Raw genomic sequence first — 20,904 nt, 5'->3', positions numbered from 1 at the left:
CACTCTTGTAATAAAAACAAGCGGTAATATTCAATGAGTATATTGCCATCAATAAGTGTATTGCCATCAACAAGCTTGGAATTTTCTTTCTACTTTACATTGTAGAGTGTGACTGTACGTTAGCACATTAGACATTAGCACTCTTGTAATGAAAGCAAGCATTATTCAACACGCTTGAGGTTTTCTTTTCAGCTTATCTGGTCAAGTCGCGCTGTAAAGTCCGTCTGTGCATACCTCAATTCATTTCAGGCAGTCTTACCCTTGCTGATACGTTAGCATGCTTGTAATGAAAACTGGCATTAATATTCAATAAGTGTATTTTACATTGTAGAGTGTGGCTGTACATTAGCACTCTTGTAATGAAAGCAAGCATTATTCAACAAGCTTGAGGTTTTCTTTCTAATTTACGCTGTAGAGTCCGTCTGTGCATACCTAATTGTCTGGCCGTTGCCGATACATTACCTTTGTTAGCCGTTAACACTTGCTGAATATGTTCCCACTCCAGTCTTTTAGGGTTTAATGGCGCTTCTTCAACAATATTCGGTGTCAACGGCATTTGCTCTTGCAACAAGGTATTAAGCAAAGTTTGCGTATCAACGGGTTTGGCTAAATAATTATCAGCCCCTTGACGAATGGCTTCAACAGCAGTCGCAATACTGGCATATCCGGTCAATAGTACCATCACAACGTCAGGTAAATATTGCCTTAAGGGTGAAATTAATTTCAAACCATTCTCATTTTCCAATTTCATGTCTAGCAGAATATGCGTAGGTTTAAATTGGCGGGCTTGCAATAACCCCTGACTCGCACTATGACATATCTGGCATTCAAAGCCATGAGAACTTAAACGGCGCATTAATATTCCCGCTAAAGCGCTATCATCTTCTATGATCAATAATTTATGCATTTCGTTTCGCTCAGTTTTTTGTTTGTATTATCATCAGTGCCATTCTACTCAAGCCTAGCTTGCGTGGACATTGACAAGATAGGAAGTTGCACTTCTGCTATCGCGCCGCCCTCAACATGATTCGATAACAACAAACGCCCACCTAAGCGTTCTAAACTAGCATGGCTCAACAATAAGGCAATCCCCATACCTTTAGTACTTTCAAGCATTTTATGCCCTAATTGCTCAATCATACTCAATGGAATACCGGCGCCATAATCACGAATAGCAATCGATAAAAATTGTTTTTGTGCTAAGTGTTGAATATTAATATTGACGCGCTGTCCCCCTTTATTTTGATGCTCATTCTCATTCAAAGTATTGCCAACACACTCCTTAAACTGCTTTAGACTCGCATGAGCGGCATTTTCCACTAAGGCTATGAGCACAGGTAAAAGACTCGTACCCGCATTGATTTTTTCATCCAATTTCACGCTTTCATCTAGTCGAATATCAAGAGTAAGTTCAGGTAACCATAAAAGCAATTGCTCCTGCAACCGCTGTATCAATACATTAATGCTTAATATCACTTGCTTTTGCTGTCTGATAGATTCCGTCGCCAATCGTAAATCAGCCAATACACTTTCACAGCGCCCCAGTGCCGTTTTTATTTCATTAATAACCAGTGGCTGATCAGGTAAAGCCTCACTGACTTCATCAGCCAGTAAATGTAAACTCGATAAGGGAGTGGCTAATTGATGAGCCATTTGCGCAGACGCTATGCCTAAGGCTAATAATTTCTCTTGACGAAGCTGCGCCTCACGCATCACACTGAGTTCTGCTTCTTTTTTTCTATTCTTTTGCGCAATAAATACCACGCAAGTTGTTAATACTAAGGAGGAGATAACAAAATTAAACCACATTCCCAAGTAATGTGAGCTCATATTCATACCATGCATTTCCATCGCCCTTTCAGGCTCAAAGAAAATCATTAAAGTGTAAGCGAAAGTCGACACAAAAGTGAGGTGCCATGCCGCCCACTGAGGTAATAACACAGCTGCAACTGCAATGGGTAATAACAACAAAGAAATAAAAGCATTTGTCGCTCCCCCTGAAAAATACAACCAAGCAATCCAAAATAACGTATCCAATAAAAGCCCAAAGAACAGTATGTTAGAGCTTATACTATTACTATTTCTAAATAAAAATTGACTCGAGAGATATAAGGTTTCAATGGATAACACCCAAATTAATTCAGGTCGTTCTAATGACAAACCAAAAATATTACCGGCAAAAAAAGTTAACCCCACTTTTAAGATTAATCCTAAGACCCGTAATATGATCAATTGATCAAATACTTTATGAGACTGTAATAATGCCCTTACACTCACTGAGAAAACCTACCTAGTACAAAATCGATGAATATCAACTAATGAAACGAAGAATATCATTATGGTAATGCTCAACCAAGCCTATACCAAACAGCTAGATAACTTTTTTTGATTTCGAATACTAAAAAATGCATTCATCAATCTATACTCATCAAAATGAAAAGTAATAGGTAAAAGTAGTTTGTAAAGGAATAACAACATTTGACATATTTTGAAATAAATTTAAACTCAACATTAAGTTTATTCTTCGTTACATTAATCAGTATCGAACTAAGTGTTACAATAATAAATCCACATGTTTAAAAAACATATATTAAATACTCACTATGGTGTCATAGAGAAAAAAACCACTATCAATAATGAGAATAGACTCTTCTGCCGAATAAACTTACTGGCAGGTTTTGATTTTGGCCCAGTCCTTTACCACAGAACGATCAGTGGGTTATTTGAAGAGGAAACCGCTTTAGTACATGAAGTGAGTCTAGAACCCTTTCACCGTATTAAAAATTTTGAATATATTCATCATGCAAATACACCTAGCTGCATCTTGAGCAAAAAAGGCAAAATAGTTCACTTAGTGTCATCAAGGCCATTACATAAAGGTGAAGAAATCACCTTAAACTTCCCCCTTGCTTGCCAAGAAATCAATATTCCCATCCCCGAGAAATACGCTCATTTAAAATAACATGACTCACTCTGACTTAAATTGATCATTGTGCCACTGTTCCAACCAAGACCATGGAGTCAAATAGTGTCATCACAATGATATTTAACCTTAAAAAAACAATGAAAAACAAACAATGAAAAACAAACAAAAAAAATCAACAAACATAATACAAACAATTACAGAACATATTTAATGTATTATGATTCAAAGCCGATCCCATTAACTCACAGATTATCCATAACTTATCGATAATACTGAGGTTAAAAGTGTAGAATTCGACACATTTTGAAATACTAAAAAATAACGGTTTATACATTCAATACGGACTATCGGCTACCATAAATGAATAAAGCTTTTCATTAATTAATATTTAACTCATTTAGTTTACTAATAAACATTATTCTTACGAATAAAACATGAATAAAAAATTATGAATAAAAAACATATATTAAATGTCAATTATGGCGTAATCGAAAAAAAAGAGAAATCACCTTTACAAGAAGGACTGTTTACTCGAATAGATCTACTCAAAGGATTTAACTTTGGTCCCGTACTATACCATCAATCGCTTATCGGATTGTTTGAAGAAGAAATATTACCCTATCATGCAATCAGCTTTCATCCGTATTACCGCCTTAAAAACAGCCAATACATTAATCATTCAGACACGGCAAATTGCGTGCTCGTTAAAAAAGGAAAAATTATTTATCTTGTCGCATCGAGAGCCTTACATGCAGGGGAAGAAATTACATTAAATTTCCCCCAAGCATGTAAAATAAAAGGCCTTCCAGTCCCAGAAGAATACCGTTACTTAGAAGATAATCCATTCATTAAAATAATATAAATGATCCAAACTTCCACATTGGATCATTTCACCTTAGATTATCAGAATAACAAAGGCTTATTTAAGTGTAACTCAACGCTTGCCTGTTTTGCTTAGACAGATTTTTCTTCACTCTTCGGCTATACCAAAGATAAAACCCCGTGAAAGATAAAAATAAAGGCATTCCCCCTAACACAGACCAGAGAATACGAGAAGTCAGCCCCGCAAAGGTTCCAAAATGTAAATTAATAAAACTATCGAGTATTTTTGCCCCCAAACCTGAGCTGCGAATATCCCACTTCACCATAAACGCGCCATTGTTAGGATCATAGTTGACTCCACTGGAATAATCACTCATCAAAGAATTATCAGTCGGGACTGAACCTCGATAAGAAATATTCATTCCAGGCTCAAAAGGAAAAACCAGATAAGTCAGCTTAAAACCATCAATGCGCTGCATTGCATCTTGATTTAATGCATCAAAAGAAATGCTATCACTATAACGTTTATCCTGTAGAACAAAGCTTTTTTCTTCTGCTGTATGACTCATTTCATGAACAAATTCAGCCAAGTTCCAGTATCCCCCCGTTACCGCTAAAATAATCAATACTGGTGATGCCGTAATTCCCACCATTTTATGGAAATCACTGAAAAAGACCCGCATCTGCTTATTCCAACGCAAGGTAAAAAAACGTTTCCAAAATTGACGATAAAGAATGATCCCTGAAATGCCCAAAAACAATAAAATCATCGCCGATAGCAATCCCACAAAAACTCCAGCCTCTTTCAATAAAAAGGTGTAATGTAGTTCCACTAACCAATCGGTAAGATAGTGGTCTAATACAACAGGCTTGCTTAACACTTGTCCAGTATAGGGATTTAAATACACTTTAAACCAATCAAAGGTATCACGTTTAATCACATACACAGCATCAGCGGTTTGCTTATCATCAAAGACCTCCCAAGTACCCAGTTCATAATTCGGTAATTGAGTATGAATGTTATCAATGAGGCTATTTAAACTCATGCGTTCAGTCGCCACATCGGTGAGCGTGGCATTTTCTGGCATCAACCAAGCATCAATTTCAGGCTTAAATACAATAATACTGCCTGTAATACTGATCACTAAAATGGGGATCATCGCCAGCAATGCTAACCATGAATGTAATTTAAAGAGTTTTTTCTTACTCATTTTACTCCGCCTCTTTTGATGCTTTTAAGTCTCATCAAACCACTTATTAACATTGCATCTGGATAAACACGCTTTAAAAACGCAAAAAGTGCCTAACCTGTGTTGTTAGACACTTCTTACAAAAATAAGACTTAACTTATTGTTTTATTATTTATTGTATTTCTCAATATTCGCTCTAAAAATCATAAGTTAATGTCGCTATGACCGTTCTTTCTTGGCCATAAAAACAATCCCCTCGGCTCATACAAGTAGTGATCACTTCTTTATTCGCCACATTGTTCACATTTAGCGCTATGCTGTAATCCTCATATTGATAACCTATCATGAAGTCAAATAAGGTATAACTATCAGTTTGATAAGCGATGCCGTCATTAAACACAGGTGTTACATCCCCTGTTGACAGATAATTCGCCACCATGGCATCAGTATCACGGGTTTGTAAAAAGAAATCAGTATGACCCACATATCGAACCCCAGCACCAATTTTAAAACCTTCTATTTGTGCAGGACGATAGCTAGCCCAAATTGCGGCTTGGCTATCTGGCGTTGATTCAAGGGGACGACCCACAAGTTCATCCGTTCCTTCTTTGACTTCAGAGTCGGTAAAAGCATAACTGGCATAAATATCCAGTTGCTCCCAACCCAGCTGCGCTTCAAGCTCCACCCCTTTAATATTCACCTTGCCAATTTGATCTTGTTGTGTGGGTGTCGTGCCATCAACATTAACCACATAGTTTTTCTGATCAATATCATAGGCACTTAAAGTGATTAAATGCTCAGTGCCGCGAGGCTGGTATTTCACCCCAACTTCATACTGCTCGCCCTTTAAGGGTTTCAGCGCTAACCCACTGGGATCTTGACCATTGATGGGCTCAAAGGACTGACTATAACTCACATAAGGTGAAATACCCGCTTCAAACAGATACATCAAACCTAAACGACCCGTGACATCTTCTTGATCTTTCCAGCCCACATAGTTATTTTTTTGCTCAACTTTATCGTAACGCAGTGCGCCAGACACAATAATGCTATCGGCTATTTTCATTGAGTCTTGTAAATATACTCCCGTTTGCTTAGCTTCATCTTTTGAAGCAATATCTTGATACAACCAAGTGATATCGGTTGCCGCATTAAAGGCACTGTAATCGGGAGCATAAGGGTTAATAGTACCGCCGTAGCCATAGTCATAAACATTGGTATATTCAACATTTTGATAATCAAAACCAAAGACCACTTCATGCTCAATCACACCTGTATCAAACATGGCATATAATCGCGTATCTGAGGTAAAAGCTTGTGCCGTCGCATCACTGGAATAAACCGTGCGAGGCAAGCTCACATTATCAAGTGCTAATGCTGGTTTAAACCACGAATACATGCTGTCATAATCGGCTTGGCTATCCATATAGCGCATATTGGTTTGTAAACTGAACACATCATTAAACTCATGCTTAAACATGGCCGTTATTGAATAAGACTCAGTGTCATAACGATCAAATTCAGGCTCGCTGATAAAGGTAGTGCTTGATAACTCACCTTGGCTTGCATATAAAACTTGCTCCCCATAAGTCACATCACTCACAGGCACAACAGTACCTTCATGAGGGTAAAACTGCCCAGTTGAGCCCGTTTTTAACTTTTGATAATTCCCCAATAAGGTTAGCTCTGTTGCATCCCCCATATAAAACGTCATTGAAGGAGATAAAATAACCGCATTATCGTCCACATAATCAAACTGGGTCCCACTATCACGAACCAGCCCTATCATACGGTACAGCACAGAGTCATCACTGTTTAAAGAACCTGTGACATCACCCGCCAACTGATAACGGTCGTTATTACCTATCTCAGCTTGAATTTGACCACTGGTTTCAACCTCGGGGACTTTACTGGCTAAGTTAATGATGCCGCCCGTGGTGCCCTGTCCATATAATACCGACGCAGGCCCTTTTATCACCTCAATTCGGCTTAAACTATAGGGATTCATACGAGTATTATTATAATTACCAAACATGAGCTTTAAGCCGTCAAGGTAAGTAGTCGGTTCCGCTCCACGAATAGTCGACCAATCACCACGACTATCATAGCCGTAAGTGCCATTGTAAAGGCCAGCCACATAACCTAAGGCATCTTGTACTGTCTGCGAACCAAGATCGGCAATTCTCTGCTCTGTGATCACAGAAACTGAAGCCGGTGTTTCAATAATGGGGACATCAGACTTTGATGCACCCGCACTATCATAAGCAATCAAGCCCGTAGAGTTGACTGTAATAACTTCAATTTCATCTTCTTTTTCTAATGCGGACTCTTGGGCAAAAACGTTGCTCCCCCAAAAAACACTCATTGCGATCATTAATTTGGTTAATTTGACCCCATGATCTACTGCAAACATTTTTAAATACCTTAAATTATTATTATTTGAGACATGCTGAATGACACAGCAATAATATTACAAATGATAATCGTTCGCAACAAGATTCATAACATTTTTTATACTTTAGTCGCAAACTACAACTAAAGAGAAAACAATGACACAAAAACTATAACGTTTAAGATATGAAAATGATCAAGCAAAGCAGTAAATAGCCGTTTATGTCGCTCTTTTTGTTAACATAGAGCGAAAGTGGGGCATTTTATCTTTAACATATTGAACCAAAAAGGTTAATACAATAAATAAAGGAATAAGCGCAATCACACCTAATGTCGAAAAGGTTTGATAACCAAACACGCCCATGCCCCAACAAATTAATACCCACTGAATAATGTACATAGAGGTCACTCTTTGAGAGCAGTATTGCAGCAATGCATAAAATCGATTGGGTTTAGTGTGACGAATAATCCAATCAATGCCCCAATAAGCAAAAGCCGTAAACCCCATCAAATAAATCGCGCCACCAGGGCCTAAATGAAAAAAGTCAGCAAAATGATAATTAAAGTCATAAAAACATAAGCCTGCCCCTATCAGCATCATGGCGATACCCGACAACCTTAAACTTCGATATAAGAACACTTGATCGTATTCTCTTTCTTTATAGGCCATACCTATAAATAAACCAAAAAGTATACAGGCCATCCAAGGAAATAAAGGAAAATACACGTTGTATTGATTGCCCCATAGCAAATCAAGAAAATAGTCGACGCCAGGAATATCCAGTCTCAAGCCACTCACCAGTTTGCTTGAAAATATCATGATTAATCCAAGCGCAAAAACACCCCATTTATTCTTGATAAAGTGCCCAATGAATGCAATAAAGATCAATGACAAACCAGCAAGCTGTAAAATATCTCCAGTCAAAAACAGATAGTGTAATTGAGACAAAGATAAAGGTGATGACCAAGCATAAGCTTCGATGAAATTTTCCGGCATAGTATTAAATACACTAATGGGCACCACAAATTTAAGGGCATTCATCATATACCCTAATCCAAGCGTGTAAAAACCCCGTTTCAGTGTGCCTATTATTGATTGATCACGAGACAGAACATAAGAAATACCCATGGCCACTAAAAAGGCCGCAGTTCCTTTACCTAATATATGAATAATAGTGCCAAATAATGTCTCTCCTTGTGTGGCCACATCCCCATACATCCATAATGTATGCACCATAATCATGATAATAACACTGAGCCCTCTAGCAACATCAATTGCCTGTAATCTTTTTGGCTTTACAACCATTCTTATTCCTTTCATTTATCAATTTATTTTTTTATTTAAATTGGCCTTTTAATAAATAGCCAGTATTCAATATTAGGTATGATTATAAAAATTTATTAACCTTGTACACTGAGATACGCTTGCTTAATTCGTTCTATACGCCTTGCTTTGCATTGCTTAGGACAAGTCAAACACAAATCATCAGGATCCCGTAAATAGTGCATGCAACATGCAATTCGATCTAACCCTAAAATCTGCTTTTCTTTATTAATCTCTATAGGCATTAATCGGCTTTGTGAAGACAAGCCTAGTGCCTCAAGCCAAGCATTTGACCACATTAGGATCTGCTGATTACTGACAGGTAGAACAGTGCTTAATCGGTTTAATGCCGTTAACACACTGTCGGCCAATAAACGGTAGGCATTTCTGTGAGGCACTTTTGCTATAGATGATAAAACGTCATAATAACCCTCACATAAGGTTTTTAACCTTGTTGCAGCCACGGCAATCAAATCATTTTCATGAAAAAAATCCACCTCATTTTGACTGAAAAAATAGCCATAAATACTGCCATTTTGTGCATGTTGCTCAAACAAATCCAATCTCAGTACCACCTTGAGCCCATGAACACTTAATACACTCAACATAGCAGGTTGCCAATACATTAGACTCCAAGTACGTGTTGCCGCGTAAGCCTTACCCGCCTTTGGGTAAGCTTCAAGGTGTGACTGGTACAATTGACGCAGTGGCAAAGGATCTACTTGCGCCGATAACAGCACATCTTTTTTATCAGGCACTTGATAACGTAACGATCCATGTAACTGAGGTGACAGGCTTATTAAGGCATTAATGGAACTCAAGAAGAAAACCTCTCATTATGCATATCGCGCCACTTCAATCTAAAGTGACGCTAACTTTCACTAAAGTGACTGTGCCAATTAACGCTTAAACTGAGCAATGGGATTGATTAAATTACCCGCAAATTTTAAATTTTCAGACGGATCGCTCAAATTAATCATTTGCTGATTATTCCCTAATTGCAAACGATTTAAACAAGACAAAGTAAACTCTGGCGCAAACAAGTCATGCTGCTCAAATTTAGCGGCAAGCTCAGGATGTTCTGCTTGATAACCTTGAATACATTCAGCCACTAAACGCCAAAATGCTTGCTCTGAATAATTTGATTGCTCAACGAGGATCGCAGACATATATCGAAAGAAACAATCAAACACATCAGTGAAAATAGACAATACCTCTAATTCTTCAGGCATCTTAATGGAAATACGTTTCACTTGATCATCCAATTCGATATCAGTATTGAGTAAGCAAATTTCCTCACCAATATCTTTCATAATGGCTTTATGAGGCACATTATTTTCAAACTGTAGAATCAAATTCTCACCATGAGGCATAAAGACTAAACTGTGCTGGTAATAGCAATGCAATAGGGGTGTCAAATAGACATCAAAATAACGCGTTAACCATTCATCAATTGACATACCAGAAGAAGCGATTAATGCAGGTAGCAAAGCATCACCATTAGGATCAATATGCAGCAAAGATGCCATGGTCATTAAACGTTGATTCTCTTTTAAACGGGCCGTTGGACTCTCACGCCACAAGGCCGCCAACATTTTCTTATAAGGGCTGTCTTTAATCACCTCATTTTCATAATAAGGATTACGATAACCCACTGCGGCCACTTCCCTTAAAATACTAAAGCCTTTTAACTGCAGATAGTCATCTTCATTGACCAAGTTATTCACCCAATCATTAATTGCAGGGGTCGTGCGCATATAATAAGCCGATAAACCTCGCATAAAGCCCATGTTTAATACTGACAGTGCCGTTTTAACATAGTGCTTATTACTATGACTAATATTAAAAAAGGTTCGAATTGATTGCTGAGCTAAATATGCGTCATCGCCATAACCGAGACAAATTAAATCACCACAAGCAATATCCGGTGAAAAGACGGTCGCAAGCTTGTTATACCACTGCCAAGGATGCACAGGGATCAACAAATAATCATTAGGGTTATAACCTTTATCAGCGATGATTTGATTAAAGCTATCCAATGTGGCCTTATCCATCTCCTCTGCTAATAAAGTTTCATAATTCAAATCATGGGCCGATGAAAAATGCGCACGGCGCTTGTGTGCCGCTAAATAAATCAATTTAACAGAAGAAGCAGCTTCAGGTGCGTAGGCTCGATAATCGATAGCATCAAAACCAATACGCCCATTATTGGCTATAAATGAGGGATGCCCTTCGTTCATAGCCGTCTCAACTTGCTGAAAATCAGCCTGAGTTAATTCTTGAGACGTTAAGCCATTTTTAGTGTATTTATAGGCACTGCCACATAAAGTACTGCTGATTTCCTCCATATAAGTCGGCAATTTATCAGGATCAATATTCAAACTTTGACAAAACTCAATAATAAACAATAAAGAATCTAAATCAGACACCTCATCATTAATGCGTTTCTCAATAGAGTTTTCATCGATCAACCAATGTGACAAGGCTAATTTTTGTGCTTTAAAAAAATAGCTAACTCCAGCTTGATCCGCTTGAAGCTCATAGTGTTTCCAAGCATCTGTTTTATTTGATTCATTTGAGAGTAAAACAGGTGTGATCACTTTCTCATGAGCCAATTCGGCAATGCATTTTTTGACATGTAAACGGTTAACCAAAGCCCACACATCCGGCTGTATAGCGCTCACGGCCATTTCAGGATGAGATTGAAGATTGGCTGTATTGCTTGGCTGACTCATAGTTAATGTTTCCTTATACATAGCCTGATTAAATTGTTCTCGAGTGCAAAAGCCAAGATAGGCCGTCTTTTCACCCAGTTTAATTAAACGCTCATGGATAAAACCCGCGCGTTTATTTAAAGTATGAATATGAGTATTTTGATGATCGGGCTCTACAACAATGCGATGCGTATTAGGATCAGTAAATAAAAATGCCATCACATTACGAAAAATATTAAAGGTAAACTGTGGGATCCTCACCTCACAGGGAGCAATCAAAATATGCATCCCTTTATCCTCTTTCTCAACAGGATAGTGCTCACCCACTCGATCACGGCTTGGCTCATAAACTTCAATTAAAAATTGAGGCTTCCCCTTTATCCAACCAATAAAAGTTCGCGCATCATTTCCCGCTTCAATTGACCGATAAGCCTCACTTACTTGTTCAAGAGATTGATTTTGCATTCCCCAAAAATGGGCGTAATCTTGACTGACCCATTGATGAATAAAAGAAATATCTTTTGAAAGATCAATCGGCTTAATTTCAACTGTACCTAAGCCTGCTATATCCCTAATAAAAGGCGTTATTAAATGTTTCATATTCATTCTCTTGGCCACTATGACTTTTCAATCGCTAATTCATTTTGTAGATCTTGTTTTGCTTGAGCTTTAAACAAGTAAAAGAACAGCAATAATGTCAACGCAAAACCCATACTCGATACAAAAAAGGACATTTGAAAATCAGTACGACTGACCAAAGCGCCCACACTGAAAGACGCGGCGATCACCCCTAAATTTTGGAAAAAATGCATTTTGCTAAAATCCATAGCATAAGCACTGGGTTCACTCATTTTAAACAACATCACCTCAAGCCTCACTGTGATTTGAAAAATGGCCCAACCAAAAATAAGCCGCCCTAAAATCACTGTCCACATCTCTTGCGAACCTTGTAATAACAATCCAGCAATGCCTAACGTGAATGCCGCACAAATCATTTTGAAATTATCATGTTCTTTTTTAGCCCTGTGATTTATCCACAAGGCAAACAGTGCAACCCCGCCAGGAATGGAGTAAACCAGCCCTGCAATAATCTCACTGTCAATGTGAGAAATGACTTCCCAATAGCTGGAAAAGAAAGGACGGATCATAAAAGCACTAAAATAAAATAATGCTGAAATGACACTTAATTTATAAACAAAACCTATGGGCCGTTTAATTTTCACATCTCGACTAACAGGATCCACTTCTGCAGCAAAAGGCACATTGAGACGATTAATAATGTATAAACACACTATGACCTGCAATATATCGCTCGCCGCCATAATCAAATACACATCTTGCGGCGCAAAAACTTGTAGCACTAATCCGCCCACAAGTGCACCACCAATGGCTCCAAAATGCATGAGTACTGAAAATAACCCTATCATGCCTAGATGTTTGTCTTTCTCTTCTAATCGCAAGACAAAAGGATAAATCAATAAATAACTGGCCTTAAAGATAAGCATGATTTGTGAAACCACCCAAAACATGATTAAGTCAGTTGTATAAAAACAAACAACGCCTAGTATCGCTGCGGCAATTTGGGTATAAACCCAAAGGTGCAATTCATTCACCTTCTTAGCCAGTTTTGCCCACAGCGGAAAGGCCGTCATAACAGTGAAACAGCAGGCCGCAATGTAATATCCCACATGCTCTGGACTTGTAATACCAAAGGCTTGTGAGAAAAACTGCGGGTAAAAAGGCAGTAGCATGGTATCGGCGACAACCGATACCAAGGTCAGTAAAATTAAAGCAAATTTTAAATTCATGTTAAAGCGGACTCGGCAGAGGTAATTGTCGATAAACTATCTTGTTCGGCATTCAGCATAGTAAAAGGACTCACTGGAGATGTCGGTGTCTCAAATTGCTGAAATGCAATTTGTGTCTCCACTTGGTAATGTTCCACTCCCGTTATTTCTCGTAATAAATAAGAGTTTCGATAGGCCGCCATCCCTAAATCTGGCGTCACAAATCCATGGGTATGTAACTCAGCATTCTGAACAAAAATATTCTTGCCATCATGATCAATACTGTAGTTACGATTGACATCAAAACGCCCATGTTGATCCCATTTAATACGATGAGTGATCCCTTCAAGAAAATCAGGTAAGCGATAAGCATAACCCGTTGATAAAACAAGCCCTTCAGTTAACAGGTGATAACGCTTATCTTGCTCTTCTTGATGAAACTCAAGCTGAATATGATCATTATTCTCATCCATTTTTGCGCCGATAAGATTAGCATTAGTCAGCATGTTGACATTGACATCACCTGACAAACGTTTGATATACAGAAGATCATAAATCTCATTGATTAAACAACTATTAATGCCTTTATAAAGATGTTTTTGATTTCTTATCAAGTCATCACGCTTTTGAGCAGGCAAAGCATGAAAATAATCTACATATTCAGGCGATGTCATTTCCAGAGTTAACTTTGAATACTCAAGGGGGTAATAACGAGGTGCACGAGTCACCCAATTTAACTGATAGCCAAAGGTATCAATGTCTTGCAACAAATCATAAAAAATCTCAGCCGCGCTTTGTCCACTACCCACAATAGTGATGGATTTTTGTTGTTGTAATTTAGCTTTATCTTCCATGTATGTCGCTGAATGACTTGCTCTATGCATAATGCCTTCACATGCATCCGGAACATAAGGAGCTGGGCCCGTTCCTAATACGAGTTTTTTCGTTTTATACTGAAGTAAATCATGAGTCTGAGTGTTGGTAGCTTCAATGACATAAAGTTGTTCGTCCTCATCAAAGGTGACCTTATTCACACAAGTATTAAAACGAATATTAGACAACTCTTGAGTCGCCCACTGACAATACTGGTTATATTCTTGACGCATTAAGAAAAAACTTTCTTTAATATAAAAAGAATACATGCGCCCTTGTTTTTTAATATAATTTAAAAAACTCAGAGGGTTAGTAGGATCCGCCAGCGTGACTAAATCCGCCATAAAAGGCGTTTGTAAATGAGACCCTTCTATCATCATTCCAGGATGCCAATCAAACCCTGGATTTTTATCTAAAAAAATGCCAGTGAGATCCTCAATGGGCTCAGAAAGACATGCCAAGCCTAAATTAAATGGACCTAAACCAATGGCAATAAAATCATAAATAGGATCTTGCATCGAACATTCCTTCAATTTTTATAATATTTAAAAAAAATTATGCTTGTACTTGTAAATTAAAGAAGTGACGACCGTGTTCTTTAATTAAATTCAACACATCTTTCAGATCTGAAAGCTGAGTGCTTGGGTTTAATAAGGTAAATTTTAAATAACGTCGCCCTTGTACTTGAGTACTCGCCACAACAGCTTCTCCAGAACGAAATATTGCCTTACGAATATGTTCATTGGCCTTATCAATTTGCTCTGGTGAATATTCACCTTCAGGAATAAATCTAAAGACTAAAGTACTTATTTCAGGCTTATGTAACACTTGGATAAACTTGTCGGATTGATAAAGCTCATAAGCTTGCTGAGCTAACCCCATCACTTGTTCAAAAATAGCCCCTATTTTATTCGGCCCCATTATTCGCAGGGTTAACCACAACTTTAATGAATCAAAGCGGCGAGTCGTCTGAATACTTTTATTCACTAAATTGGGCGTGCCCTCTAATTGCTGGCTCAATGGATTTAAATATTCAGCATGATGAGTCACAACCGATAAGTTCGCTTTATCTTTCACAAAAAAAGCACCGCAGCTAACAGGCTGAAAGAATGATTTATGAAAATCCACAGTCACGGAATCGGCCCGTTCAATACCATTTAATAAATGACTATGATTTTCCGTCACTAATAAACCACAGCCATAAGCCGCATCAGCGTGCATCCAAAGACCATACTTTTCGCATAAATCAGCAATCTGATTAATGGGATCAATACTGCCAAAATCAGTCGTTCCTGTTGTTGCCACCACAGCAATGGGAATAAGACCTTGTTTTAACGTATCAATAATACGCTTCTCTAATACTGCCGTATCCATCTTAAACTTACTGTCAACAGGAATGGATACCACAGCATCATAGCCTAGGCCTAAAATCGCCGCTGACTTTTGCACACTAAAGTGACTCGTTTGGGATGTGAAAATTCTGAACTTGCTCGCATCGCTGGGCAATCCACGCTCTTTGATTTCATATCCAGGTTCTCTGGCCGAACAAAAAGCATCACGTGCAAGCAACATGGCCATTAAGTTTGATTGTGTTCCCCCGCTGGTGAAAATACCATCGCCACTCGCCCCAAAACCAATACGTCTCGCAGTCCAATCAAGTAAAGTTTGCTCTATTAACGTCCCTCCAGCGCTTTGATCCCAAGTATCAAGTGAAGAGTTAATGGATGACAAAATCAGTTCAGCTAAAATAGCAGGGTAAACAATAGGACAATTTAAATGAGCAATGTATTTTGGATGATTAAAATAAACAGCATCTTTTAAATAAACATCCTCTAATTCTTTTAATGCATCAGGAATATTCTCAAAGGGAGAATCTAAATCAATCTTGTCGAACTTAGGCGTTAATTCATGAGGCAAAATTCCAGTAAATGGGCCATCGAGATGGGTTAATTGCTTATTAATTAATGATAAACCTTGTAATATACTCTGTTTATATTCAACTAAGTTATCACTATTAAAAATATACTGACGATTATCTTCGTGACGGAACATTGCTGGCTGAACATTAAAAGCAACGGATGTTTCAGTATTACTCATTATTATTTTATCCTTACACGACATTAAAACAGTCAAATTGAAATAAGGTTCCCAACACTAGAACCAGCTATTTTATGGAACTTAATACAATCGCTTTCATTCATTTATTAACATAAAAGTGATTCGATTACGCCTTAACACCTCAGACGCTTCCACCTACGCCTTTAGTCTAATGAATTAAGGAGGCAAGAATAGTAATGATAACGGTTATCATTTGCAACATTATTCACAAAAAAAACACCAAATGCTCACTAAATAGTCAGATAGTTAACAAAAAAAGTATTGCTTAACACTCAATCAATGAAACGGAATGAATATTGGTTTTGCTTTTCAATAAAAAAGGTTTTGTATATCCTTCCCATTGAATTAATTTGAAGCAAAAAGGTATTTTCATCGATGCAGGCAGTCAATAATATGCAACATCTTGTCAATCAACTTCCTCTTGTGTTGGCGGGACCCATTTTACGGCATTGCGATGAAAACCATTTCACTCTTTGGTTTGTGAGCAAAACCCCCTTAAATACCCTTAGCTTAGAATTAGAAAATACGCCTTTTAATCGATCTCTTAATAATGATGAAATTTATTGCATTCAATTGGGACAACATGCCTACCAATACCTCATTACCATTAATGAAAATGCACTCCTTCCACAACAGACTTTCATTGGCTACACATTAATCGATAGCAAGTTAGGCTCTCTTTTTTCAAACATTGCAGATCTATTTTATGACGGTAAGTCAACAGCTCAATTTGTGATTAAACCAAACATTGATAATTTACTGCATGGCTCATGCCGTAATCCCCACCATTTTAGTGATGATGGCCTTGTCAGAGCCGATAAACATGTAGAAAGTGAATATACTATTGATAAACGACCCGCATTGCTCATGCTTAGTGGTGATCAAGTCTATGTTGATGACATCGCAGGCCCCATGCTTTACGCTATCGGCAAAGTGATCACTCTATTAGGCTTAAATAGTGAAGAATTTATTCAGGGTACCGTTCCAAATAGCAATGCGTTTAGCTATAACCCCTGCGACATGTACCAACGTCACAGCCAGCTATTGCCCAAAACACAATACAAGTCTAAAACCGCAATCACGCGTTGGTATATTAACCATCCCATTTTTACCTCATCACTGGCTGAAAATCATCTCATTAGTCTCTCTGAAATCATAGGCTTATACCTGCTCACTTGGTCTCCAGAATTGTGGCGTGTCATCGATATTCCACAAGAAAATACAGGATTGAATACCATTAACCAACAGCGTTGGAACAAAGAACTCAAGCACATCAAAAAATTTGTTAAAGGCTTGCCTAATGTGCGTCGATTATTGGCACACGTACCCACTTATATGATTTTTGATGATCATGATATTACCGATGATTGGAATCTGACCGCGAAATGGGAACTCGCCGCTTATGAACATGCTTTTTCAAAAAGAATTATCGGTAATGCACTGATTGGCTATACTTTATTTCAAGGTTTAGGTAATGCACCTAAAAAGTTTAAAGCTGAAATTATTCCCCATTTGAACCAATATTTTTCATCCCCCAATAGTCAGCATCAAGATAGGTTAATTAATGTATTGCTGAAATTTGAAAATTGGCACTATACCCTTAATACCTCTCCGAAATTAGTGGTGTTAGATACTCGAACAAGACGGTGGCGCAGTGAATCAAATTTAGCTAAACCCTCGGGACTCATGGACTGGGAAGCGTTAATGGATTTACAACATGAATTATTGGACCAATCAAAAGTCATCATCATCTCTGCCGCCCCAATGTTTGGCGTTAAGCTTATCGAAGCAGTACAGCGCATGGCCACCTTATGTGGCGGCTCTTTGCTCGTCGATGCCGAAAACTGGATGGCCCACCCTGGCACAGCCAATAGTCTGCTGAGCATTTTTCAACATAAGAAAACCCCCGAGCAATTTATCATTCTCTCAGGAGACGTACACTATTCATTCAGTTACGATATTCATTTACGATTTCGTACGGGTGGCCCGGATATTTATCAAATCACCTGTAGTGGCATTAAAAATCAATTTCCCGATAAGTTACTCAATGCTTTTGATAAATTTAATGGTTGGTTATACGGGCATTTCTCACCATTAAATTTACTCACTAAACGGAAAAGTCTATCCATTCGAGGGCGAAGACCCAATGGCCACAACAGCCAAAGATTAGTCAATAATAGTGGCATAGGCTATTTAGCGATTGATGACACAGGTGCGCCAACGCAAATTAGTGTTTTGCACAGTGATATGAGTACAACAGGTTTTCACCCTCCACGCCAACACAGAAAAGAATTAAAAGATCTTCTGTGACGCTTTCCACCAGTAGACACGACACTTTATATCAAGCCGTTGAGCGAATGGGTCAAAAATCGAAAACTGGTTTTTTAGAAGGGCCAGCCAATGCCACCATTGAACTCGCTCAATGGCTTTAATATTGAATCGTGTTTTTTGAACACAACCCCTTTTAATCACAGACGCTCATTTCAATAGAAAAGGCCAAATCGAAACAAAAAAGCAAAAATATTACTGAACTAATATTACCGAACTAATATTACCGAACCCAGTATTAACAATGAAAATACCATATTGGTTATGCTCACGCGCAATAAACATCCAACTGGCGTATTTTTTGCTTAAAAAACGAGATAAAACATCAAAATCTGTCGAAATATGGCCCTATTCAAGTTGTAAACAGGTATTATACTTTGCTATAATGCGTGGCTGTATTTACTTTTTCGACGCGGGAAATCGACACGGGGTTGATTTTCTGTCTGTGAAATATTTAACGCGCTTCATGCGTTTCCACAAGGCTACAACCCATGTCATCCAATGAAAAAACTTTCCGCGAACTCGGTCTAACCGAGCCTTTGTTGCGTGCTCTTGACGAACTTGGTTATGAAAAACCAACACCTATTCAATCAGAAAGTATTTACCCTCTGATGGAAGGCAAAGATATTTTAGGTCAAGCACAAACCGGTACAGGTAAAACCGGTGCCTTTGCATTACCTTTATTAAACAGTATCGATCCAACCACCAATGTCCCTCAAATTTTAGTTTTAGCACCAACTCGTGAACTTGCGGTTCAAGTTGCGGAGGCTTTTGGTAGCTACTCTAAGTTTATGAAAGGGCTACACGTTCTGCCTATTTATGGTGGCCAGAGCATGCAACAGCAACTCAATGCTCTAAGACGCGGCCCGCAAATTATTGTGGGTACACCTGGACGTGTCATGGATCATATGCGCCGTGGCACACTAAAATTAGACACACTAAAAGCCATGGTACTCGATGAAGCCGATGAAATGCTAAAAATGGGCTTCATTGATGACATTGAATGGATCTTAGAACACACGCCTCAAGAGCGTCAATTGGCATTATTCTCAGCCACTATGCCTGAGCAAATTAAACGGGTTGCCAATAAATATCTAGACAACCCAGTACAAATTAAGATTGCTGCCAGCCATACAACGGTTGCATCCATTGAACAACGTTTTGTACAAGTATCACAGCACAACAAGCTAGAAGCCTTAGTTCGTGTATTAGAAGTTGAAAATACTGAAGGTATTATTATCTTCGTCAGAACCCGTAATAGCTGCGTTGAATTAGCTGAAAAATTAGAAGCCCGCGGTTATGCGTCATCTCCACTTCACGGTGATATGAACCAACAAGCCCGTGAGCGCGCGGTTGAACAACTTAAACGTGGCAAGCTAGACATTTTAATTGCTACAGATGTTGCTGCTCGTGGCCTTGATGTTGAGCGTATTGGTCATGTGGTCAACTATGATATCCCTTATGATACTGAAGCTTATGTACACCGTATCGGTCGTACTGGGCGTGCAGGCCGTAACGGTATGGCGATTTTGTTTGTCACTCATAGAGAGATGCGCATGCTACGCACCATTGAACGTGCAACCAAAAGCCGCATCGCGCCAATGAATATTCCTAGCCCAGAGACAGTGACCGAACGCCGTTTGTCCCGTTTAGGCGAGCAAGTCTCTAACATTATCGCTAATGATTCTCTAGATTTCATGAAAGGGGCTGTTGCTCAACTTTGTCAGCAATTAGAAGTCGATACCGATATTCTTGCCGCTGCCTTGTTGAAACAAGTACAAAAAGAGCGTCCACTGCAATTGCCTGCCATAACAGAGCGTCAACGTGACAATCGTGATTCTCGCAATGAACGTGGCTCACGGGATCGGAGTCGTCGCGGTGACCCACGTCCAACGCCAACAAACTTAGGTAAAGCGGATCCTTTAAAAGACAACCCTGATGTTAAAATGTGTCGTTACCTTATCGATGTTGGACGCGATAATGGTGTCGGTGTCGGTAATATTGTTGGTGCCGTTGCTAACGAGGCGAACATTGATAGTCGCTACATAGGTCAAATCCAATTATTCGATCAAATGACCGCCATTGATTTACCTGATGGCATGCCAAAAGACGTATTACAGCATCTGAGAAAAGTGCGCGTTTGTGGTAAAGCCCTTAATATTCGCGAAGCTGAAGGTCAAACGATAGAAGTCAGTGACAGTCGTCCAGCACGCCGTCCACGTCGTTCGTCAAACGACCGCCGTCCTTCTGGCGACAGACGCTCACATCGTAGAGCCCCAACAAAAGACGCTGAATAATCCGACGTTAAAAACGCTTATTGATATAATAAGCAATAGTGAAAAAGGAGCCTAATGGCTAATGCCGATCATTTAACGATTTATTGATCGGTTGACTGATCGTTTAAATGCGTCAAAATCCGAGTCCTATCTCT

Annotated in this window: 15 protein-coding genes; 5 read left to right on the top strand and 10 right to left on the bottom strand. The window is 38.7% G+C overall.

Annotation, left to right across the window (positions count from 1 at the left end):
• Positions 1-376: 376 nt before the first annotated feature.
• Both Q0791_RS07180 and Q0791_RS07175 read right to left on the bottom strand, forming a co-directional pair.
• Positions 377-907 carry a response regulator gene (locus tag Q0791_RS07180; protein ID WP_299004231.1) on the bottom strand — a complete coding sequence of 177 codons (531 nt, stop codon included), beginning with the start codon at positions 905-907 and terminating at the stop codon, positions 377-379.
• Between the two features lie 44 nt (positions 908-951).
• Positions 952-2,277 carry an ATP-binding protein gene (locus tag Q0791_RS07175; RefSeq protein WP_299004229.1) on the bottom strand — a complete coding sequence of 442 codons (1,326 nt, stop codon included), beginning with the start codon at positions 2,275-2,277 and terminating at the stop codon, positions 952-954.
• 295 nt (positions 2,278-2,572) lie between these two features.
• Between Q0791_RS07175 and Q0791_RS07170 the strand changes: the two genes are divergently transcribed.
• Positions 2,573-2,962, top strand: coding sequence for a hypothetical protein (locus Q0791_RS07170; RefSeq protein ID WP_299004227.1), 390 nt, complete (start codon positions 2,573-2,575; stop codon positions 2,960-2,962).
• A 412-nt stretch (positions 2,963-3,374) separates the two neighbouring features.
• On the top strand, positions 3,375-3,788 hold the full coding sequence (locus Q0791_RS07165) for an SET domain-containing protein (RefSeq protein WP_299004225.1): 414 nt from the start codon (positions 3,375-3,377) through the stop codon (positions 3,786-3,788).
• A 61-nt stretch (positions 3,789-3,849) separates the two neighbouring features.
• On the opposite strand, the gene Q0791_RS07160 is transcribed toward Q0791_RS07165, so the two are convergent.
• From Q0791_RS07160 to Q0791_RS07125, 8 genes are all read right to left on the bottom strand, one after another.
• Entirely contained in the window at positions 3,850-4,959 is a 1,110-nt protein-coding gene (locus tag Q0791_RS07160) for a PepSY domain-containing protein (protein ID WP_299004223.1), read from the bottom strand.
• A gap of 175 nt (positions 4,960-5,134) precedes the next feature.
• Positions 5,135-7,351 carry a TonB-dependent siderophore receptor gene (locus tag Q0791_RS07155; RefSeq protein WP_299004221.1) on the bottom strand — a complete coding sequence of 739 codons (2,217 nt, stop codon included), beginning with the start codon at positions 7,349-7,351 and terminating at the stop codon, positions 5,135-5,137.
• A 198-nt stretch (positions 7,352-7,549) separates the two neighbouring features.
• Positions 7,550-8,635, bottom strand: a complete 1,086-nt coding sequence (locus tag Q0791_RS07150; protein ID WP_299004219.1) for a heparan-alpha-glucosaminide N-acetyltransferase domain-containing protein — start codon at positions 8,633-8,635, stop codon at positions 7,550-7,552.
• Between the two features lie 95 nt (positions 8,636-8,730).
• Positions 8,731-9,474 carry a siderophore ferric iron reductase gene (locus Q0791_RS07145; protein WP_299004217.1) on the bottom strand — a complete coding sequence of 248 codons (744 nt, stop codon included), beginning with the start codon at positions 9,472-9,474 and terminating at the stop codon, positions 8,731-8,733.
• Between the two features lie 78 nt (positions 9,475-9,552).
• A complete protein-coding gene (locus tag Q0791_RS07140; RefSeq protein ID WP_299004215.1) occupies positions 9,553-11,967 on the bottom strand; it encodes a GNAT family N-acetyltransferase in 2,415 nt (804 codons plus the stop codon).
• A 17-nt stretch (positions 11,968-11,984) separates the two neighbouring features.
• Positions 11,985-13,175: an MFS transporter gene (locus Q0791_RS07135; protein WP_299004213.1), complete on the bottom strand. Its 1,191-nt coding sequence runs from the start codon at positions 13,173-13,175 to the stop codon at positions 11,985-11,987.
• A complete protein-coding gene (locus Q0791_RS07130) occupies positions 13,172-14,545 on the bottom strand; it encodes a SidA/IucD/PvdA family monooxygenase (RefSeq protein WP_299004211.1) in 1,374 nt (457 codons plus the stop codon). Before Q0791_RS07130 ends, Q0791_RS07135 begins: the two co-directional genes overlap by 4 nt.
• A gap of 37 nt (positions 14,546-14,582) precedes the next feature.
• Complete coding sequence (locus Q0791_RS07125) at positions 14,583-16,124, bottom strand: aspartate aminotransferase family protein (RefSeq protein WP_299004209.1); 1,542 nt, start codon at positions 16,122-16,124, stop codon at positions 14,583-14,585.
• A 396-nt stretch (positions 16,125-16,520) separates the two neighbouring features.
• Here Q0791_RS07125 and Q0791_RS07120 point away from each other — a divergent pair, with 396 nt between their 5' ends.
• The 3 genes from Q0791_RS07120 to Q0791_RS07110 all read left to right on the top strand — a co-directional run bounded on the left by Q0791_RS07120 (position 16,521) and on the right by Q0791_RS07110 (position 20,770).
• Positions 16,521-18,455: an alkaline phosphatase D family protein gene (locus tag Q0791_RS07120; RefSeq protein WP_299004207.1), complete on the top strand. Its 1,935-nt coding sequence runs from the start codon at positions 16,521-16,523 to the stop codon at positions 18,453-18,455.
• Complete coding sequence (locus Q0791_RS07115; RefSeq protein ID WP_299004205.1) at positions 18,452-18,577, top strand: hypothetical protein; 126 nt, start codon at positions 18,452-18,454, stop codon at positions 18,575-18,577. Before Q0791_RS07120 ends, Q0791_RS07115 begins: the two co-directional genes overlap by 4 nt.
• A 387-nt stretch (positions 18,578-18,964) precedes the next feature.
• Entirely contained in the window at positions 18,965-20,770 is a 1,806-nt protein-coding gene (locus tag Q0791_RS07110; RefSeq protein WP_299004203.1) for a DEAD/DEAH box helicase, read from the top strand.
• Positions 20,771-20,904 lie beyond the last annotated feature (134 nt).

It is taken from the genome of uncultured Shewanella sp. (assembly GCF_947495455.1).
GTDB lineage: Bacteria > Pseudomonadota > Gammaproteobacteria > Enterobacterales > Shewanellaceae > Shewanella.
This window is presented reverse-complemented; position numbering and strand designations above follow the sequence as displayed.